At 66.7% G+C, this 20032-nt stretch carries 4 protein-coding genes; 3 read left to right on the forward strand and 1 reads right to left on the reverse strand.

The features are described 5' to 3' along the window. Positions 1–19 precede the first annotated feature (19 nt). From FRZ61_RS11955 to FRZ61_RS11965, 3 genes are all read left to right on the forward strand, one after another. Positions 20–736 (forward strand): alanyl-tRNA editing protein, encoded by a 717-nt coding sequence (locus FRZ61_RS11955; RefSeq protein WP_151117892.1) that lies wholly within the window; start codon positions 20–22, stop codon positions 734–736. Next, a complete protein-coding gene (sseA, locus tag FRZ61_RS11960; RefSeq protein ID WP_151117894.1) occupies positions 733–1587 on the forward strand; it encodes a 3-mercaptopyruvate sulfurtransferase in 855 nt (284 codons plus the stop codon). The genes FRZ61_RS11955 and sseA overlap by 4 nt, the downstream gene beginning before the upstream one ends. A 188-nt stretch (positions 1588–1775) precedes the next feature. Continuing rightward, positions 1776–2777 (forward strand): GNAT family acetyltransferase, encoded by a 1002-nt coding sequence (locus tag FRZ61_RS11965; protein WP_191909414.1) that lies wholly within the window; start codon positions 1776–1778, stop codon positions 2775–2777. 87 nt (positions 2778–2864) lie between these two features. Here FRZ61_RS11965 and FRZ61_RS11970 read toward each other — a convergent pair whose 3' ends face one another. Further along, positions 2865–19826, reverse strand: a complete 16962-nt coding sequence (locus FRZ61_RS11970; protein ID WP_191909415.1) for a Calx-beta domain-containing protein — start codon at positions 19824–19826, stop codon at positions 2865–2867. Positions 19827–20032: the final 206 nt, after the last annotated feature.

Below are 20032 nucleotides of genomic sequence, written 5' to 3' on the forward strand. Positions count from 1 at the left end.
TTGGTAGGATGACATCACCATGACCCAGCTCCTCTTCCGCGACGACGCCTATACGCAGCGCTGCACCGCGAAGGTGCTGGCCGCCGATGCCAACGGCATCGTCCTGGACCGGACCGTGTTCTATCCGATGGGCGGCGGCCAGCCGGGCGATACCGGCCGCCTGCGGCTTGCGGACGGAAGGGAGATCGCGATCCTCGACACGGTCAAAGGAGCGGCACCCGACGAGGTGCTGCACAAGCCGGCACCCGACAGCCCGCTGCCCGCGGTCGGCAGCGAAGTCGAGGCGGTCATCGACTGGGAACGCCGCCACCGCCTGATGCGCATGCACACCACGCTCCACCTCCTCTGCGCCGTCGTGATCGGCGACGTCACCGGCGGCCAGGTCGGCGACGGCAAGGGACGGCTCGATTTCAACCTGCCGGAAGCGCCCGATCGCGCCACGATCGAGGCCGCGCTCAACAAGCTGATCGCCGAGGATCACCCGGTGCGGCCGCGCTGGATCACCGATGAGGAGCTGGCCGCCCGGCCCGAGCTGGTCCGCACCATGTCGGTCAAGCCGCCGAGCGGGCAAGGCCGGGTGCGTCTGCTCGAGATCGAGAGCGTGGATCTGCAGCCCTGCGGCGGCACCCATGTCGCCCGCACCGGCGAGATCGGCCCGATCTCGGTCGGCAAGATCGAGAACAAGGGCAAGCAGAACCGGCGGATCAATCTGGCTTTCGCAGGCGGTGCCGCATGAACAGCTACGCCCATCCCGAGAGCCTGGTCTCGACCGCCTGGCTCGCCGAGCGACTGAACTCGCCCGACATCCGCGTGGTCGACGCCACCTACTATCTGCCGGTCCAGGGCAAGAATGCGCGCGCCGAGTACGGGGCACGGCATATCCCGGGCGCCGTCTTCTTCGACATCGACGAGATCGCCGACACGTCGGTGCCGCTGCCGCATATGCTGCCCTCGCCCGAGAAGTTCTCGGCGCGCATGCGCAAGCTGGGCCTGGGCGACGGCAACAAGATCGTGGTCTATGACGCCCACGGCATGATGAGCGCCGCCCGCGTCTGGTGGACCTTCCGCGTCTTCGGCCATCGCGATGTCGCGGTGCTGGATGGCGGCCTGCCGAAATGGATCGCCGAGGGGCGGCCGGTCGAGGAAGACCTGCCGCACCCGCGCGAGCGCCACCTCACCGCCCGCTTCAACAATCTCATGGTGCGCGACAAGGAGCAGGTGCGGGCCAACATCGCGAGCAAGCGCGAGCAGCTCGTCGATGCGCGCAGCGCCGGGCGGTTCCAGGGCCAGGAATCCGAGCCCTGGCCCGGCCGCCGCTCGGGCCATATCCCCGGCAGCTTCAACGTTCCCTATACCGACCTGCTCGACCCGGCGGCCAAGACCTTCCTGCCCGCCGACCGGATCCGCGCCCGCTTCCAGCAGGCCGGCGTCGATCTGGGCAAGCCGATCGTCTGCAGCTGCGGCTCCGGCATCACGGCCTGCGTGCTCGCCTTCGCGCTCCATCTGATCGGTGATGAGAACGTGGCGGTCTATGACGGATCCTGGAGCGAATGGGGCCTGCCCGGCGACACGCCGGTCGAGCCGTAGATATCGGGAAGTAATCCCCTCCCCCGCCTTTCCGTTGTACTGTCGTCGCCGGGCTTGATCCGGCGATCCGGGGTCCAGGGCGCGTTGCATGCCAACGCCGCGCTCGAGGCAAAGATGGATCGCCGGATCAAGCCCGTCCTCGGGCTCGACCCGGGGATCCGGCTATGACAGAAAAAAGAAGAATGCCGATGCCCGAATCTCCTTCCATGCAGATCCGCGTCTATCGCGACGAGGATTTCGATGCCGTCGCCGCGCTCTGGACGGCATGCGGCCTCGATCACGCGCCCAACGATCCCTCGATCGACATACCCATCCTCCGGGCCAGCAAGCATGGCGAGCTGTTCCTCGCCTTCGAGGGCGGCCTGCTGCTGGGTTCGATCATGATCGGGCATGACGGGCACCGGGCCTGGATCTACCGCCTGGCCGTCCGGCCGGACCGGCGCCACCAGAAGATCGGCCGCGCCCTGGTCCATCATGCCGAGGGCTGGGCCGCCCTGCGGGGCCTGCGCAAGGTCCAGCTCATGATCCGCGAGACCAATCCCGACGTGCAGGCGTTTTACGCCAAGCTCGGTTACGAGGTGACCCCCCGCACGGTCATGGCGCGCTGGATCGAGCCCGGCGACCGCGAGAAGGCGGAGAAGATCAAGGTGGTCGTCAACCTGCTCGAGATGACCGAGCGGCCGGCGCGCAATGTCGTGCCGACGCCGCAGGGAAAGCTCGCGATCCTCAAGGCCGAGAAGATGCCGGTGCGCTTCTTCCGCTATCTCTATGCCGGCGTCGGCGATCCCTGGTTCTGGTACTACCGGCGCTATCTGAGCGACGAGCAGACCGCTTCCATCATCCACGATCCGAAGGTCGAGCTCTATGTGCTCTATCTCGAGGGCAGCCCCGCCGGCTATGTCGAGATCGACCGGCGCGCGGAGGGCGAGGTCACGATCAATCATCTGGGGCTGATGAGCGAGTTCATCGGCAAGGGGCTCGGGCCCTGGCTCCTGGCTTTCGCCATCGACACCGCCTGGCAGAGCGATCCCCGGCGGGTCCTGATCGAGACCTGCAGCCTCGATCACCCGAGCGCCTTGCCGCTCTACCAGAAAGCGGGCTTCCGCCCGATCGGCCAGCGCACCGAGTTCATCGACGATCCGCGCCTGACGGGCCACGTGCCCGCGGAACTGGAGCCAAGGCTGCCGTAGGACGTCTCGATACCGGCGGCTTGCGGGCCGAAAGAAAACGGGCGCCCCTGCCTGGGGCGCCCGAGATCCGCCGTCATGAAGTCTCTATCAGGAGTGCGTGACGTTGCTGCCGTCGCCGCTCACCAGCACATAGCCGTCCTCGTTCACGGTGGGGGTCGTGCCCGAGGTCACGTGGACGAAGAGCGTGTAGCCCGCCGGCACCCCGGTCGCCCCCGTCGCCTCCAGCCAGTGATCGGTGCCGCCGGTATTGACCAGGTTGACCGTGTCGCCGCTGTCGGCATCGATGCGGACCGCCTTCTGCGCCGAGTAGCCCGCCCCGCCGGGGGTGGCCGTCGTCGTGCCGGAGCCGCTCAGATCCAGCACGTCGTTGATGTTCAGCGACAGGGTCTGGTTGCCGGTTGCACCCGAGTCCGCGTTCTTGATCGAGACGGTCTCGAAGTTGGTGAACCGCCCGTTCAGGCCCGCCAAGGTCAGGTTGATGTTGCTGTCGAAGACCAGCACGTCGCCGTGGTTGGTGCCCGCCGTCAGCAGGGCGTTGGCCGCGGCCGTGTTGGTGCCACCGTTGGCGCTGTCGAGCGAATCCGCCGCGATCGTGTCGTCACCGGCGCCGCCGCTCAACGTGTCGGCACCGCCGCCGCCATAGAGGTAGTTGGCGGCGTTGTTGCCCGTCAGATTGTCGGCACTGCTGCTGCCGATCAGACCCTCGATGCTCGACAGGACATCGGTCGACCCGCCGCTGACCGTAGCATTGCCGGCGCCGTTCAGTGAGATCGTCACGCCCGAGCCGGCATCGGAGAAGTCGGCGATGTCGAACCCATTGCCGCCAGCCAGCGTATCCGTGCCCGGACCGCCCTGCAGCCAGTCGTCGCCATTGCCGCCGTCGAGGCTGTCGTTGTCATTGCCGCCGATCAGCAGATCGTTGCCTTCGCCGCCGAACAGTCGGTCACTGCCGTTGTTGCCGACCAGGACGTCGTTGCCCTCGTAGCCATTGATCGTCTCGTTGCTGGTGTCGCCAACGATGATGTTGTCCAGCCCGTTGCCGTTGATGGTGCTGCTGTTGGTCGTGCTGACCGCAACAGTCGCGTCGTCGGAGGTCCCGTTCGATGTGCCGGTGTAGTTGAAGCTGTTGTTGTCGGTGTCGATCCGAACGTCGCCGCCGACCAGGAGCGTGCCGCCGGCCGCGGCCGCCGTGATCGCGATCTTGTCGCCGTCACGGTCGCTGTCGTTCCACAGCAGCCAACGGTCGTCGACCACGAAGGTCCCGTTAGTATCATCGGCACCGTTGGCAACGACCAGGAGATCGTCACGCACGATCGGCGCGCTGTCCGTCGGCGTGATGTTGATCGTCAGCGAATTGCCCGCTTCGTCGCCATCGCTGTCGTGCAGCACGTAGCTGAAGCCTTCCGCCGGCACCGCCCCGGACGTCGCCGCTACCGCGAAGACATAGGCGCCCGTCAGCATGTTGATCTGCATGCTGCCGTAGGCCGTGGTGATGGTCAGCAGGTTGCCGCTGGCCGAGAAGGTCACCGTACCCCCGACACTGCGCGTGATGCTGCTCGTGCCGTTGAAAGTAAAGGTCGAGTCGCCGTAAGTGATCGACTTCACGTAGCCGCCATCGGCACCGATCTTGGTGCCGTTGTCGCTCATCACGTTACCGTTGATGTTGTTCTGTGCCGCCGTCGTGAGGAACTGAGCGAGCTGGCTCAGATCCGACACCTGGGCGCCGTTCGTGTTGCTCTCGACCGCGCCGTTATAAGCCACCGGGTTCAGGTTCGAGACCGTGATGCCCGTGCCGATGCCGATCGCGTAGGAGTTGATGTCGTTGTCTTTGAGGAACTGGATCCAGGCCGCCTCCTCGTTGGCGTTGATGCCATTGTCGGAGGTGTCGCCGGGAATGCTCGGCCAGGCACCGCCCGCAGTCGGGTCGCCGTCCGAGATGAAATAGGCCACGTTCTGGACCGGTTGCGGATTGCCGACCGGATCGATCTTCCCGGCATTCGTATAGGCCTGGATCGCCTGCTGCAGCGCCGCGTCGTAGTTCGTGCTGCCGCTCGCCGCCAACGAGTTGATGAAGGCCTTCGCGTCCGAGAGGCTGAGCCAGATCCCGCCCGACCCGTTATAGTTCTGGGTCGAGGCGCCACTCGAGAAGGTCACGATCTGGACCTTCACGTCGCCCAGGCTGCCATACTGCTCGAACAGCTCGTTGATCGCCGCCTTCGAGGCCTGGAGCCGGTCGAGGCTCTGCAGCCCGCTGTCGTCCGTCATCGAGCCCGAGAGGTCGAGCACGATCATCAGGTTCGTATCGACCGAACCCGCTGCCGCCACCGACTTCGATTCGGCGTTCGCCACCGGACCGTCGTCGCCGATCGAGACTTTCAGCGTGCCGTTCGCCGTATCGGCGTCGACGGCGTCCTTGATCGTGTAGTTGAAGGTCAGGCGGACATCGTCGTTGTGGTCGACCTGGTTGCCGTTGGTGCCGGCATCCGGATGATCGATCGCGCCGAGCTGCTCGAACTTGTAGGCGCCGGTATTGACGTTGGTGATGTCCAACTTCGCGACGACCTCGCCGTTATGGGCCCCGCCATTGACCGTGCCGGTCAACGTCAGGCCGCCATTCGAAACCGTCCAGACGATGGGCGATCCGCCCGAGGTCAAAGTGATGCCCGCCGCTTCCGGGTCGTCCGCCGTGACGGTCGTGGTCCAGGTGAAGGGCGTGGAGGCGGCCGGTCCGTCGCCGCCGAAGTCGTAGGTCAGGTTGCCGGTCGCGATCTCGTTGTTGGTTGCCGCGGCTGTGCCGGCCACGAAGCTGCCGACCGCCTCGACACCGCTTTCCAGCACCGTCGCCGTGTCGTTGGCGCCATGCGGGATGTATTTGTCGTTATCGATGATGAGGGTACCGGCTGTGCCGCTGTTGATCGTACCGGCGCTCTGGCCCGACAGGCGCACCGCGTAATCCTCGGTGCCCTCGACCACGGTATCGTCGATCGTCTTCACCGCCACCGTCTGCGAAGTCTGGCCGCCGGTGAAGGTCAGCACCGTCGACAGCGCCGTGAAATCGCTCGGCGAGGTCGCATCCGTGAAGCTGCCGTTCGTGCCCGCGCCCGTCTGCACCGTAATCGTCGCCGTCTGGCCCGGAGCCAGCACGCCGCCCGTGTAGGACACGGTGTAGAAGGCCGTGCCGCCCTCGGTCAGCTGCGTCGTGCCGCCGATATCCCAATGCAGGTTGGAGGCGTCGTTGTCGAGGATCGTGGTTCCGGCCGTCGATGTGGAAATCGTGCCGACGCTCTGGTTCGCGATCTGGACGTTGTAGGTCTCCGGCCCTTCGACAAGCGTGTCCTCGGTCGTATGGACCGTCAGCGTCTGCGCGGTCGCACCGCCGCCCGTGAAGGTCAGAACCGTTCCGTCGCGCGTGTCGAAGTCGGTGCCTTCGGTCGCCGTGCCGCTGTTGGTCTGGATCGTGATGACAGCGGTGGCACCGGTCAGCAGCGTCGCGCCCGAGTAGCTCACCGTGTAGGTGGCGTTGGCGCCCTCGGTGACCTGGGTCTGGCCGGTGATGTCCCAGTGCAGGTTCGAGGCATCGTTGTCGATGATGTCGGTCACCGCCGTCGGCGTGGTGATCGTGCCGACGCTCTGACCCGCGATCTGGACATTATAATTCTCCGTTCCCTCCACCAGCGTGTCGTCGGTGGTATGGACCGTCAGCGTCTGCGTGGTTGCGCCGCCGCCCGTGAAGGTCAGGACGGTATTGTCGCGCGTGTCGAAGTCGGTACCCTCGGTCGCCGTCCCGCTGTTGGTCTGGATCGTGATGACCGCCGTCGCGCCGGTCAGCAGCGTGGCCCCCGAGTAGCTCACCGTGTAGGTGGCGGTGGCACCCTCGTTGACCTGGGTCTGGCCATTGATCGCCCAGTGCAGGTTCGAGGCATCGTTGTCGATGATGTCGGTCATCGCCGTCGGCGTGGTGATCGTGCCGACGCTCTGACCCGCGATCTGGACGTTATAATTCTCCGTTCCCTCCACCAGCGTGTCGTCGGTGGTATGGACCGTCAGCGTCTGCGTGGTCGCACCGCCACCGGTAAAGGTCAGGACGGTGTTGTCGCGCGTGTCGAAGTCGGTGCCCTCGGTCGCCGTGCCGGAGTTGGTCTGGATCGTGATGACCGCCGTCGCGCCGGTCAGCAGCGTGGCCCCCGAGTAGCTCACCGTATAGGTGGCGTTCGAACCCTCGTTGACCTGGGTCTGACCATTGATCGCCCAGTGCAGGTTGGAGGCGTCGTTGTCGATGATGTCGGTTACCGCCGTCGGCGAGGTGATCGTGCCGACGCTCTGACCCGTGATCTGGACGTTATAGTTCTCCGTTCCCTCCACCAGCGTGTCGTCGGTGGTATGGACCGTCAGTGTCTGCGTGGTCGCGCCGCCGCCCGTGAAGGTCAGAACCGTCCCGTCTCGGCTGTCGAAATCGGTGCCCTCGGTCGCCGTGCCGGAGTTGGTCTGGATCGTGATGACCGCCGTCGCACCGGTCAGCAGCGTGGCACCCGAGTAGCTCACCGTATAGACGGCGGTGGCACCCTCGTTGATCTGGGTTTGGCCGGTAATGTCCCAGTGCAGGTTCGAGGCATCGTTATCGATGATGTCCGTCCCGGCCGTCGGCGTCGTGATCGTGCCGATGTTCTGGCCCGCGATCTGGACGTTATAGGTCTCCGTGCCTTCGACCAACGTGTCGTCGGTGGTATGGACCGTCAGCGTCTGCGCGGTCGCGCCACCGCCCGTGAAGGTCAGAACCGTCCCGTCGCGGCTGTCGAAATCGGTGCCCTCGGTCGCCGTGCCGCTGTTGGTCTGGATCGTGATGACCGCCGTCGCGCCGGTCAGCAGCGTGGCACCCGAGTAGCTCACCGTGTAGGTGGCGTTGGCGCCTTCGGCGACCTGGGTCTGGCCGGTGATGTCCCAATGCAGGTTGGAGGCATCGTTGTCAACGATGTTGGTCCCGGCCGTGGGCGTCGAGATCGTGCCGACGCTCTGGCCCGCGATCTGGACGTTGTAGTTCTCCGTCCCTTCGACCAGCGTGTCGTCGATCGTATGGACCGTCAGAGTCTGGGCCGTGGCGCCGCCGCCGGTGAAAGTGAGCACCGTGCCGTCGCGTGTATCGAAGTCGGTGCCTTCGATCGCGGCGCCGGAGTTGGTCTGGATGGTGATGACGGCCGTGGCGCCGGTCAGCAGCGCGGCACCCGAGTAGCTCACCGTGTAGGTGGCGTTGGCGCCTTCGGTGACCTGGGTCTGGCCGGTGATGTCCCAATGCAGGCTGGAGGCATCGTTGTCGATGATGCTGGTCCCGGCCGTCGGCGTCGAGATCGTGCCGACGCTCTGGCCCGCGATCTGGACGGAGTAATCCTCCGTCCCTTCGACCAGCGTGTCGTCGGTGGTATGGACCGTCAGAGTCTGGGCCGTCGCACCGCCGCCGGTGAAAGTGAGCACCGTGCCGTCGCGCGTGTCGAAGTCCGTACCTTCGGTCGCCGTACCGCTGTTGGTCTGGATGGTGATGACCGCGGTCGCACCGGTCAGCAGCGTGGCACCGCTGTAGGAGACGGTGTAGACGGCGGTGGAACCCTCGTTGATCTGGGTCTGGCCGGTGATGTCCCAATGCAGGTTCGAGGCATCGTTATCGATGATGTCCGTCGGCGCCGTGGGCTGGGTGATCGTGCCCGAGCTCTGGCCCGAGATCTGGACCTGGTAGTCCTCGGTCCCCTCCACGATCGTGTCGTCGGTCGTGTGCACCAAGACCGTCTGCGCGTTCGGGTTGCCGCCCGTGAAGGTCAGCACTGTCGAGAGCACTGTGTAGTCCGTGCCCGCCGTCGCGTCCGGGCTGCCGGTGGCATGGTTCCCGGTCTGGACCGTGACCGAGGCCGTCTGGCCCGGCGCCAGCGTCGCGCCCGAGTAACTCACCGTGTAGGTCGCATCCTGACCCTCGGTCACCTGGGTCTGGCCGGTGATGTCCCAATGCAGGTTCGAGGCATCGTTGTCGATGATGTCCGTCGGCGCCGTGGGCTGGGTGATCGTGCCCGAGCTCTGGCCCGAGATCTGGACCTGGTAGTCCTCGGTCCCCTCCACGATCGTGTCGTCGGTCGTATGGACCAAGACCGTCTGCGCGTTCGGATTGCCGCCCGTGAAGGTCAGCACCGTCGAGAGCACTGTGTAATCCGTGCCCGCCGTCGCGTCCGGGCTGCCGGTGGCGTGGTTTCCGGTCTGCACCGTGATCGAGGCCGTCTGGCCCGGCGCCAGGGTGGCACCGCTATAGCTGACCGTGTAGGTCGCGTCCTGGCCTTCGGTGACCTGGGTCTGGCCCGTGATGTCCCAGTGCAGGTTCGACGCGTCGTTGTCGATGATGTCGGTGGCCGCCGTGGGCGTGGAGACCGTACCGACCGTCTGGCCGCCGATCAGGACGCTATAGTTCTCCGTCCCTTCCACCGCCGTGTCGTCGATGGTGTGCACCGTCAGGGTCTGCGACGCCGCCCCGCCGCCCGTGAAGGTCAGCACCAGGCCGTCACGCGAGCCGAAATCCACCGCCTCGGATGCCGTGCCGGAAAGGGTCTGGATGGTGATCAGGGCCGTCTGGCCCGGCGCCAGCGTCGCGCCCGAGTAGCTCACCGTGTAGGTCGCATCCTGACCCTCGGTGACCTGGGTCTGGCCCGTGATGTCCCAGTGCAGGTTCGAGGCATCGTTGTCGATGATGTCGGTCGCCGCCGTGGGCGTGGAGACCGTGCCCACCGTCTGGCCGCCGATCAGGACGCTGTAGTTCTCCGTCCCCTCGACCGCCGTGTCGTCGATCGTGTGGACCGTCAGCGTCTGCGACGCCGCCCCGCCGCCCGTGAAGGTCAGGACCAGGCCGTCACGCGAGCCGAAATCCACCGCCTCGGACGCCGTGCCGGAAAGGGTCTGGATGGTGATCAGGGCCGTCTGGCCCGGTGCCAGCGTGGCGCCGCTGTAGCTGACCGTGTAGGTCGCGTCCTGGCCCTCGGTCACCTGACTCTGGCCGGTGATGTCCCAGTGCAGATTCGACGCATCGTTATCGATGATGTCGGTCGCCGCCGTGGGCGTCGAGATCGTGCCGACCGTCTGGCCGCCGATCTGGACGTTGTAGTTCTCGGTCCCCTCGACCGCCGTGTCGTCGACCGTGTGGACCGTCAGGGTCTGCGAAGCCGCGCCGCCGCCCGTGAAGGTCAGGACGGTGTTGTCGCGGCTGTCGAAGTCGGTGCCCTCGGTCGCCGTGCCGGAGTTCGTCTGGATCGTGATCAGCGCGGTCTGACCCGGCGCCAGGGCGGCGCCGCTGTAGCTGACCGTATAGGTGGCATCCGCGCCTTCGGCCACCGTGCTCTGACCGGTGATCGACCACTGCAGGTTGCCGGAATCGTTATCGATGATGTCGGTGGCCGCCGTGGGCGTGGAGACCGTACCGACCGTCTGGCCGCCGATCAGGACGCTATAGTTCTCCGTCCCTTCCACCGCCGTGTCGTCGATCGTGTGGACCGTCAGCGTCTGCGACGCCGCCCCGCCGCCCGTGAAGGTCAGCACCAAGCCGTCACGCGAGCCGAAATCCACCGCCTCGGATGCCGTGCCGGAAAGGGTCTGGATAGTGATCAGGGCCGTCTGGCCCGGTGCCAGCGTGGCACCGCTGTAGCTGACCGTGTAGGTCGCGTCCTGGCCTTCGGTGACCTGGGTCTGGCCCGTGATGTCCCAGTGCAGATTCGACGCGTCATTGTCGATGATGTCGGTGGCCGCCGTGGGCGTGGAGACCGTGCCGACCGTCTGGCCGCCAATCAGGACGCTGTAGTTCTCCGTCCCTTCCACCGCCGTGTCGTCGATCGTGTGGACCGTCAGCGTCTGCGACGCCGCCCCGCCGCCCGTGAAGGTCAGCACCAGGCCGTCACGCGAGCCGAAGTCCACCGCCTCGGACGCCGTGCCGGAAAGGGTCTGGATCGTGATCAGAGCCGTCTGGCCCGGTGCCAGCGTGGCACCGCTGTAGCTCACCGTATAGGTCGCGTCCTGGCCCTCGGTGACCTGGGTCTGGCCCGTGATGTCCCAGTGCAGGTTCGAGGCGTCGTTGTCGATAATGTCGGTCGCCGCGGTGGGCGTCGAGATCGTGCCGACCGTCTGACCCGCGATCTGGACGTTGTAGTTCTCCGTCCCATCGACCGCCGTATCGTCGATCGTATGGACCGTGAGGGTCTGCGAGGCCGCCCCGCCGCCCGTAAAGGTCAGGACGGTGTTGTCCCGGCTGCCGAAGTCCGTGCCCTCGGTCGCCGTGCCGGAATTGGTCTGGATGGTGATCAGGGCTGTCTGGCCGGGCGCCAGCGTGGCGCCGCTGTAGCTGACCGTGTAGGTCGCATCGGCACCCTCAGGCACCGTGCTCTGGCCGGTGATGTCCCAGTGCAGGTTGGAGGCGTCGTTGTCGATGATGTCGGTCGCCGCCGTGGGCGTCGAGATCGTGCCGACGGTCTGACCCGCGATCTGGACGCTGTAGTTCTCCGTCCCTTCGACCGCCGTGTCGTCGTTTGTATGGACCGTGAGGGTCTGCGAAGCTGCCCCACCGCCAGTGAAGGTCAGGACCGTACCGTCGCGCGTGTCGAAGTCGGTACCTTCGGTCGCCGTGCCCGAGTTGGTCTGGATCGTGATCAACGCGGTCTGGCCCGGGGCCAGGGTGGCGCCCGAGTAGCTCACCGTGTAGGTCGCATCGGCGCCCTCGGTCACTAGCGTCTGGCCGGTGATGTCCCAGTGCAGGCTCGAGGCGTCGTTGTCGATGATGTCGGTCACCGCCGTGGGCGTCGAGATCGTGCCGACGGTCTGGCCCGCGATCTGGACATTGTAGTTCTCGGTCCCCTCGACCGCCGTGTCGTCGATCGTGTGGACCGTCAGCGTCTGCGCCGTCTGGCCGGCGGTGAAGGTCAGGACCGTACCGTCACGCGTGTCGAAGTCCGTGCCCTCGGTCGCCGTGCCGCTGTTGGTCTGGATCGTGATGAAAGCCGTCTGGCCTGGGGCCAGCGTGGCGCCGCTGTAGCTGACCGTGTAGGTCGCGTCCTGGCCCTCGGTGACCTGGGTCTGGCCCGTGATGTCCCAGTGCAGGTTGGAGGCGTCGTTGTCGATGATGTCGGTCGCCGCCGTCGGGGTCGAGATCGTGCCGACCGTCTGACCCGCGATCTGAACGCTGTAGTTCTCGGTCCCCTCGACCGCCGTGTCGTCGACCGTATGGACCGTCAGCGTCTGCGAGGCCGCCCCGCCACCCGTAAAGGTCAGGACGGTATTATCACGCGAACCGAAGTCCGTCCCTTCGGTCGCCGTGCCCGAGTTGGTCTGGATGGTGATCAGGGCCGTCTGGCCCGGCGCCAGCGTCGCGCCGCTGTAGCTCACCGTGTAGGTCGCGTCCTGGCCCTCGGTAACCTGCGTCTGTCCCGTGATGTCCCAATGCAGGTTCGATGCGTCATTGTCGATGATGTCGGTGGCCGCCGTGGGCGTCGAGATGGTGCCGACCGTCTGACCCGCGATCTGGATGTTGTAGTTCTCCGTCCCCTCGACCGCCGTGTCGTCGATCGTGTGGACCGTCAGGGTCTGCGAAGCCGTCCCGCCACCCGTGAAGGTCAGGACGGTATTGTCGCGGCTGTCGAAGTCCGTGCTCTCGGTCGCCGTGCCGGAGTTCGTCTGGATCGTGATCAGCGCGGTCTGGCCCGGCGCCAGCGTGGCGCCGCTGTAGCTGACCGTATAGGTCGCGTCCTGGCCTTCGGTGACCTGGGTCTGGCCCGTGATGTCCCAGTGCAGGTTCGAGGCATCGTTGTCGATGATGTCGGTCGCCGCCGTCGGGGTCGAGATCGTGCCGACGGTCTGACCCGCGATCTGGACGTTGTAGTTCTCCGTCCCTTCGACCGCCGTGTCGTCGTTTGTATGGACCGTGAGGGTCTGCGAGGCCGCACCGCCACCCGTGAAGGTCAGCACCGTGCCGTCTCGGCTGTCGAAGTCCGTGCCTTCGGTTGCCGTGCCGCTGTTGGTCCGAATCGTGATCAGCGCCGTCTGGCCCGGCGCCAGCGTGGCACCGGCGTAGGAGACCGTGTAGGTCGCGTCGGCCCCCTCGGCCACCGTGCTCTGGCCGGTGATCGACCATTGCAGGTTGCCGGAATCGTTGTCGACGATGTCGGTCGTGGCCGTCGGGGTCGAGATCGTGCCGACGGTCTGGCCCGCGATCTGGACGTTGTAGTTCTCCGTCCCCTCGACCGCCGTGTCGTCGATCGTGTGGACCGTCAGCGTCTGCGAGGCCGCGCCGCCGCCCGTGAAGGTCAGAACGGTGTTGTCGCGGCTGTCGAAGTCCGTGCCCTCGGTCGCCGTGCCGGAGTTGGTCTGGATCGTGATCAGCGCGGTCTGACCCGGCGCCAGCGTGGCGCCGCTGTAGCTGACCGTATAGGTCGCGTCCTGACCCTCGGTGACCTGACTCTGGCCGGCGATATCCCAGTGCAGGTTCGACGCGTCGTTATCGATGATCTCGGTCGTGGCCGTCGACGTCGAGATCGTGCCGACGGTCTGGCCTGCGATCTGGACGTTGTAGTTCTCCGTCCCTTCGACTGCCGTGTCGTCGTTTGTATGGACTGTGAGGGTCTGCGAGGCTGCACCGCCGCCCGTGAAGGTCAGGACGGTGTTGTCGCGCGTGTCGAAGTCCGTGCCTTCGGTCGCCGTGCCGCTGTTGGTCTGGATCGTGATCAGCGCCGTCTGGCCCGGCGCCAAGGTGGCGCCGCTGTAGCTCACCGTATAGGTCGCATCGGCACCCTCAGGCACCGTGCTCTGGCCGGTGATGTCCCAGTGCAGGTTCGAGGCGTCGTTGTCGATGATGTCGGTCGTCGCCGTCGAGGTCGAGATGACACCAACCGTCTGGCCCGCGATCTGGACGTTGTAGTTCTCCGTCCCCTCGACCGCCGTGTCGTCGGTCGTGTGGACCGTCAGGGTCTGCGACGCCGCCCCGCCGCCCGTAAAGGTCAGGACGGTGTTGTCGCGCGTATCGAAGTCCGTGCCTTCGGTCGCCGTGCCGCTGTTGGTCTGAATCGTGATCAGCGCGGTCTGGCCCGGCGCGAGCGTGGCGCCGTTGTAGGACACCGTGTAGGTCGCGGTGTTGCCTTCCGTCACCAGACTGTCGCCGGTGATGTTCCAGAACGGACCCGTGGTCTGGTCGACGATGTCCGTGGGTGCCGTGCCGGTGCCGATCATGCCGGCGCTCTGGCCAGAGATCTGGACGGAGTAATCCTCCGTACCCTCGATCACCGTGTCGGTGTTGGTGTGGACCGCCACCGTCTGCGCCGTCTGGCCGCCGGTGAAGGTCAGGACCGTCGACAGCGCCGTGAAGTCGCTCGGCGAGGTCGCGTCGCTGTGGCCGTTGTCGGTGCCGGGGCCGGTCTGGACGGTGATCGTCGCCGTCTGCCCTGGCGCCAACACGCCGCCCGTGTAGCTCACCGTGTAGATCGCGGTGTTGCCTTCGCTCACCACGCTGTCGCCGGCGATGTTCCACTGCGAGATATGATCGCCGTCGATGATGTCGGTCGGCGCCGTGCCGGTGCCGATGGTGCCGGCGCTCTGGCCCGAGATCTGGACGGAGTAATCCTCCGTACCCTCGATCAGCGTGTCGTCGGTCGTATGGACCGTCACCGTCTGGGCCGTCTGGCCGCCGGTGAAGGTCAGGACCGTCGACAGCGCCGTGTAGTCGCTGGGTGCGGTCGCGTCGGAAGTGCCGGGGTTGGCGCCCGCCCCCGTCTGGACGGTGATAACCGCGGTCTGGCCCGGGGCCAGAACGCCGCCGGTGTAGCTCACCGTGTAGGTGGCCGTGTCGCCCTCGGTCACCTGCGTCGAGCCGGTGATGCTCCACTGCGAGATATGATCGCTGTCGATGATATCGGTCGGCGCCGTGGCGGTGCTGATCACCCCCACGCTCTGGCCGGAGATGTTGACGGAGTAATCCTCCGTGCCCTCGATCAGCGTATCGTCCACCGTGTGGACCAGGACGGTCTGGGCGGTCTGGCCGCCGGTGAAGGTCAGCACCGTCGAGAGCGCCGTGAAATCGCTCGGCGAGGTCGCATCCGGTTCGGAGCCGTTGGTGCCGACACCGGTCTGAACGGTGACAACCGCCGTCTGACCCGGCGCCAGGATGGCTCCGTTGTAGGAGACCGTGTAGGTCGCGTCCGCACCCTCAGTCACCTGGCTGTCGCCGGTGATGTTCCAGAACGGACCCGTGGTCTGGTCGACGATGTCGGTCGGCGCCGTGCCGGTGCCGATCGTGCCGGCGCTCTGGCCGGAGATCTGGACGGAGTAGTCCTCCGTACCCTCGATCACCGTGTCGGTGTTGGTGTGGACCGCGACCGTCTGGGCGGTCTGGCCGCCGGTGAAGGTCAGGACCGTCGACAGCGCCGTGAAGTCGCTCGGCGAGGCCGCGTCGCTGTGGCCGTTGTCGGTGCCCGGGCCGGTTTGAACCGTGATGGTCGCGGTCTGGCCCGGGGCCAGCACGCCGCCCGTGTAGCTCACCGTGTAGATCGCGGTGTTGCCTTCACTCACCACGCTGTCGCCGGCGATGTTCCACTGCGAGATATGATCGCCGTCGATGATGTCGGTCGGCGCCGTGCCGGTGCCGATCGTGCCGGCGCTCTGGCCGGAGATCTGGACGGAATAGTCCTCCGTGCCCTCGATCAGCGTGTCGTCCACGGTATGGACCGACACCGTCTGCGCGGTCTGGCCGCCGGTGAAGGTCAGGACCGTCGACAGCGCCGTGTAGTCGCTGGGCGCGGTCGCATCGGAGGTGCCGGGGTTGGTGCCGGCTCCCGTCTGCACCGTGATGGTCGCGGTCTGGCCGGGAGCGAGCACGCCACCGGTGTAGGACACCGTGTAGGTGGCCGTGTCACCCTCGGTCACCTGCGTCGAGCCGGTGATGCTCCACTGCGAGATATGATCGCTGTCGATGATGTCGGTCGGCGCCGTGCCGACGCCAATGACACCCGCGCTCTGGCCCGAGAGTTGGACGGAGTAATCCTCCGTGCCCTCGATCAGCGTGTCGTCGACGGTGTGGACCGCGACCGTCTGGGCGGTCTGGCCGCCGGTGAAGGTCAGCACCGTCGACAGCGCCGTGTAGTCGCTCGGCGAGGTCGCATCCGGCTCGGAGCCGTTGGTGCCGGGGCCCGTCTGGACCGTGATGGTCGCGGTCTGGCCCGGGGCCAGCACGCCGCCGGTGTAGCTCACCGTGTAGATCGCGGTGTTGCCTTCCGTCACCAGGCTGTCGCCGGCGATGTACCACTGCGAGATATGGTCGCTGTCGATGATGTCGGTGGGAGCGGTGGGCTGGGTGATGGTGCCGACACTCTGGCCCGCGATGTTGACGGAGTAGTCCTCCGTGCCCTCGATCAGCGTGTCGTCGACCGTGTGGACCGCGACCGTCTGGGCGGTCTGGCCGCCGGTGAAGGTGAGGACCGTCGAGAGCGCCGTGAAATCGCTGGGCGAGGTCGCATCGCTGTGGCTGCCATCGGTACCGGGGCCGGTCTGGACGGTGATCGTCGCGGTCTGGCCCGGCGCCAGGACGGCGCCGCTGTAGGAGACCGTGTAGATCGCCGTGTTGCCCTCGGTCACCAGGCTGTCGCCGACGACCGACCACTGCATGTTCGGCGCGTCGTTGTCGATGATGTCCGTCGTCGCCGTCGGATTCACCACGGCGCCCAGCGTCGGGTTGGTGATCTCGACGTTGTAGTTCTCCGTGCCCTCGACCAGCGTGTCGTCGGTGGTCTGGACCGAGATCGTCTGCGCCGTCTGGCCGCCCGTGAAGGTCAGGACCAACCCGTCGCGGCTGTCGAAGTCCGTGTTCTCGGTCGCCGTACCCGAATTCGTCTGGATCGTGATCAGCGCCGTCTGGCCGGGCGCCAGAACGGCGCCACTGTAGGAAACCGTGTAGACCGCGCCCGCGCCCTCGTTCACCGTGCTCTGGCCGGTGATCGACCACTGCATGTTGCCGGCATCGTTGTCGATGATGTCGGTCGGCGCCGTGCCCTGCGTGATGTTGCCGGCGCTCTGGCCCGAGATCTGGACGGAGTAGTCCTCCGTCCCTTCCACCAGCGTGTCGTCGGTCGTATGGACCGCCACTGTCTGGGCGGTCTGACCGCCGGTGAAGGTCAGGACGGTCGAGAGGGCGGTGTAGTCGGTGCCCGAGGTCGCATCGCTGTGGCTGCCATCGGTGCCGGGGCCGGTCTGGACCGTGACGGTGGCCGTCTGGCCCGGCGCCAGGACAGCGCCGCTGTAGGACACCGTGTAGATCGCGGTATTGCCTTCGGTCACCAGGCTGTCGCCCACGACCGACCACTGCATGTTCGGCGCATCGTTATCGACGATGTCCGTCGGGGCCGTGCCCTGCGTGATGGTGCCGGCACTCTGGCCCGAGATCTGGACGGAGTAGTCCTCCGTGCCCTCGACCAGCGTGTCGTCGATCGTATGGACTTCGATCGTCTGGGCGGTCTGGCCGCCGGTAAAGGTCAGGGTCGTCGAGAGCGAGGTGTAGTCCGTGTTGCCCTCGGCATCCGGCTCGGTGCCGTTGGTGCCGGGGCCGGTCTCGACCACGATCGTCGCCGTCTGGCCCGGGGCCAGAACCGCGCCGCTATAGGAGACCGTGTAGATCGCCGTGTCGCCCTCGCTCACCAGGCTGTCGCCGGTGATCGACCACTGCATGTTCGGCGCGTCGTTATCGACGATGTCCGTCGGGGCCGTGCCCTGCGTGATATTGCCGGCGCTCTGGCCCGAGAGCTGGACGGAGTAGTCCTCCGTGCCCTCGACCAGCGTGTCGTCGGTGGTGTGGACCTCGACCGTCTGCGAGGTCTGGCCGCCCGTGAAGGTCAGCACCGTCGAGAGCGAGGTGTAGTCCGTGTTGCCCTCGGCATCCGGCTCGGACCCGTTCGTACCCGGGCCGGTCTGGACCGTGATGGTCGCGGTCTGCCCCGGCGCCAGGACGGCGCCGCTGTAGGAGACCGTGTAGATCGCCGTGTTGCCCTCGCTCACCAGGCTGTCGCCGACGACCGACCACTGCATGTTGCGGGCGTCATCGTCGATGATGTCGGTGGGGGCGGTGGGCTGGGTGATGGTGCCGGCACTCTGGCCCGAGATGTTGACGGAGTAGTCCTCCGTGCCCTCGATCAGCGTGTCGTCGGTGGTGTGGACCTCGACCGTCTGCGAAGTCTGGCCGCCCGTGAAGGTCAGCACCGTCGACAGCGCCGTGTAGTCGGTGTTCGAGTCCGCATCCGGCTCCGACCCGTTCGTGCCGGGGCCCGTCTGCACCGTGATCGTCGCCGTCTGCCCCGGCGCCAGGACGGCGCCGCTGTAGGAGACCGTGTAGATCGCCGTGTTGCCCTCGCTCACCAGGCTGTCGCCGACGACCGACCACTGCATGTTCGGCGCGTCGTTGTCGACGATGTCCGTCGGCGCCGTCCCCTGCGTGATATTCCCGGCGCTCTGGCCCGAGATCTGGACGGAGTAATCCTCCGTCCCCTCCACCAGCGTGTCGTCAACCGTCTGCACAGACACCGTCTGCGCGTTCGAATCCCCGCCCGTGAAGGTCAGAACCGTCGACAGCGACGTGTAGTCGGTATTCGAGTCTGCGTCAGGCTCCGACCCGTTCGTCCCCGGACCCGTCTGCACCGTCACCGTCGCCGTGATCCCCGGCGCCAGAACCGCGCCCGTGTAGGTCACCGTGTAGACCGCGGCATTGCCTTCGTTCACCAGGCTGTCGCCCGTGATCGACCACTGCAGGTTCTGCGCGTCGTCGTCGATGATGTCCGTCGGCGCCGTCCCGATGCTGATCACGCCATGGCTCGGGTCCGCCAGCTGGACAGAGTAATCCTCCGTCCCCTCCACCACCGTATCGTCGGTCGTGTGAACCTCGACCGTCTGCGCCGTCGCCGAACCGCCCGTGAAGGTCAGAACCGTCGTCAGCGCCGTGTAGTCCGTCCCCGCCGTCGCATCCGGCTCCGAACCGTTCGTGCCGGCGCCCGTCAGCACCGTCACCGTCGCCGTGATCCCCGGCGCCAGAACCGCGCCGTTATACGAAACCGTGTAGACCGCGGTGTCGCCCTCGTGCACCACGCTGTCGCCCTGGATGTTCCAGAACGGGCCCGAGGTCTCGTCCACGATGTCCGTGTCCTGCGTCGGGTCCACGATCGTCCCGTGGCTCTGGCCCGACAGGTTGACGGAGTAGTCCTCCGTCCCTTCCACCACCGTGTCGCCGAAGATCTGAACCTCGAGCGTCTGCGAGGTCGCGCCCCCGCCCGTGAAGGTCAGAATCGTCGACAGCGTCTCGTAGTCCGCACCCCCCGTCGCATCGGGCGTGCTGTCATGATGGCCCGCACCCGTCTCGACCGTGATCGAGGCCGTCTGGCCCGGCGCCAGGACCGCGCCGGTGTAGAACACCGTGTAGGTCGCGAAGGTCCCCTCCGCCACCAGCTCGCGGAACTCCTGCTGCTGCTTGCCGCCGAAGAACGGCTCATGCACCAGCGGGTCGCCCTCGATATGCCACTGCATCAGCGCCCGCTGGTCGCTGTCGTCCAGCTTGTCGATCGGACCCGTCAGCGGCTCCGGAACCCCATACTGCAGCGCCGTCGGACCGATCGGGCCCTCGTCGTTCAGGCCGTTGATCAGCCCGCCCAGGAACCCGTGCCGGAACGAGGCCGAGTTGTTCGCCGTCCCCGTCCCCGCCTGCGCACCGCCCGCCGCCGTCTGCAGCAGGTCTTCCAGGCTCGTCCCCGTCAGCGCCAGCACGTCCTCCGCCGACATATGCTCGCCGCTCTCGACGACGATGTCCGGCGCCTGGCCCGATTCCTCCGCCTTCACGAAGCCGACCAGCAGGAAGATGTGGCCGTCCGGCAGCTTGATCTCCAGATCGCCGCCCACGATCTGAAGCTGCGCATCGGCCAGCTGCTGCGGGTCGATCGGCAGATCGATCGGCTGGCCCGCCACCACCCGGATGATCGTCACCTGGTCGGGCGAGGGAGAATCCACACCCGTCGCCGCCGCCATCTGTACCGCGCCCGGAACCGCGCCGTTCCCAGCCGCCCCGTTCGCACCCGCCCCCGCAGAACCGGTCGAAACAGCCTCAGAGACCGCCGCTTCCGCGTGCGCACCATCCGGGGCTGTGCCGTTGCTGGACCCGTTCGGGATCGGACCGCTTGCCGATACCGGGTGAGCCTCACCCTGGTTCGAGACAGACGAAGTCGAAGCAGCAC

The organism is Hypericibacter adhaerens (assembly GCF_008728835.1).
Classification (GTDB): domain Bacteria; phylum Pseudomonadota; class Alphaproteobacteria; order Dongiales; family Dongiaceae; genus Hypericibacter; species Hypericibacter adhaerens.

What these genes read in the sequence shown, in the direction of transcription:
- FRZ61_RS11970 (WP_191909415.1), bottom strand. Translation starts at nt 19,826, where the DNA reads ATGGCGGCGGCGACGGGTGTGGATTCTCCCTCGCCCGACCAGGTGACG.
- FRZ61_RS11965 (WP_191909414.1), top strand. Translation starts at nt 1,776, where the DNA reads ATGCCCGAATCTCCTTCCATGCAGATCCGCGTCTATCGCGACGAGGAT.
- FRZ61_RS11955 (WP_151117892.1), top strand. Translation starts at nt 20, where the DNA reads ATGACCCAGCTCCTCTTCCGCGACGACGCCTATACGCAGCGCTGCACC.
- sseA (WP_151117894.1), top strand. Translation starts at nt 733, where the DNA reads ATGAACAGCTACGCCCATCCCGAGAGCCTGGTCTCGACCGCCTGGCTC.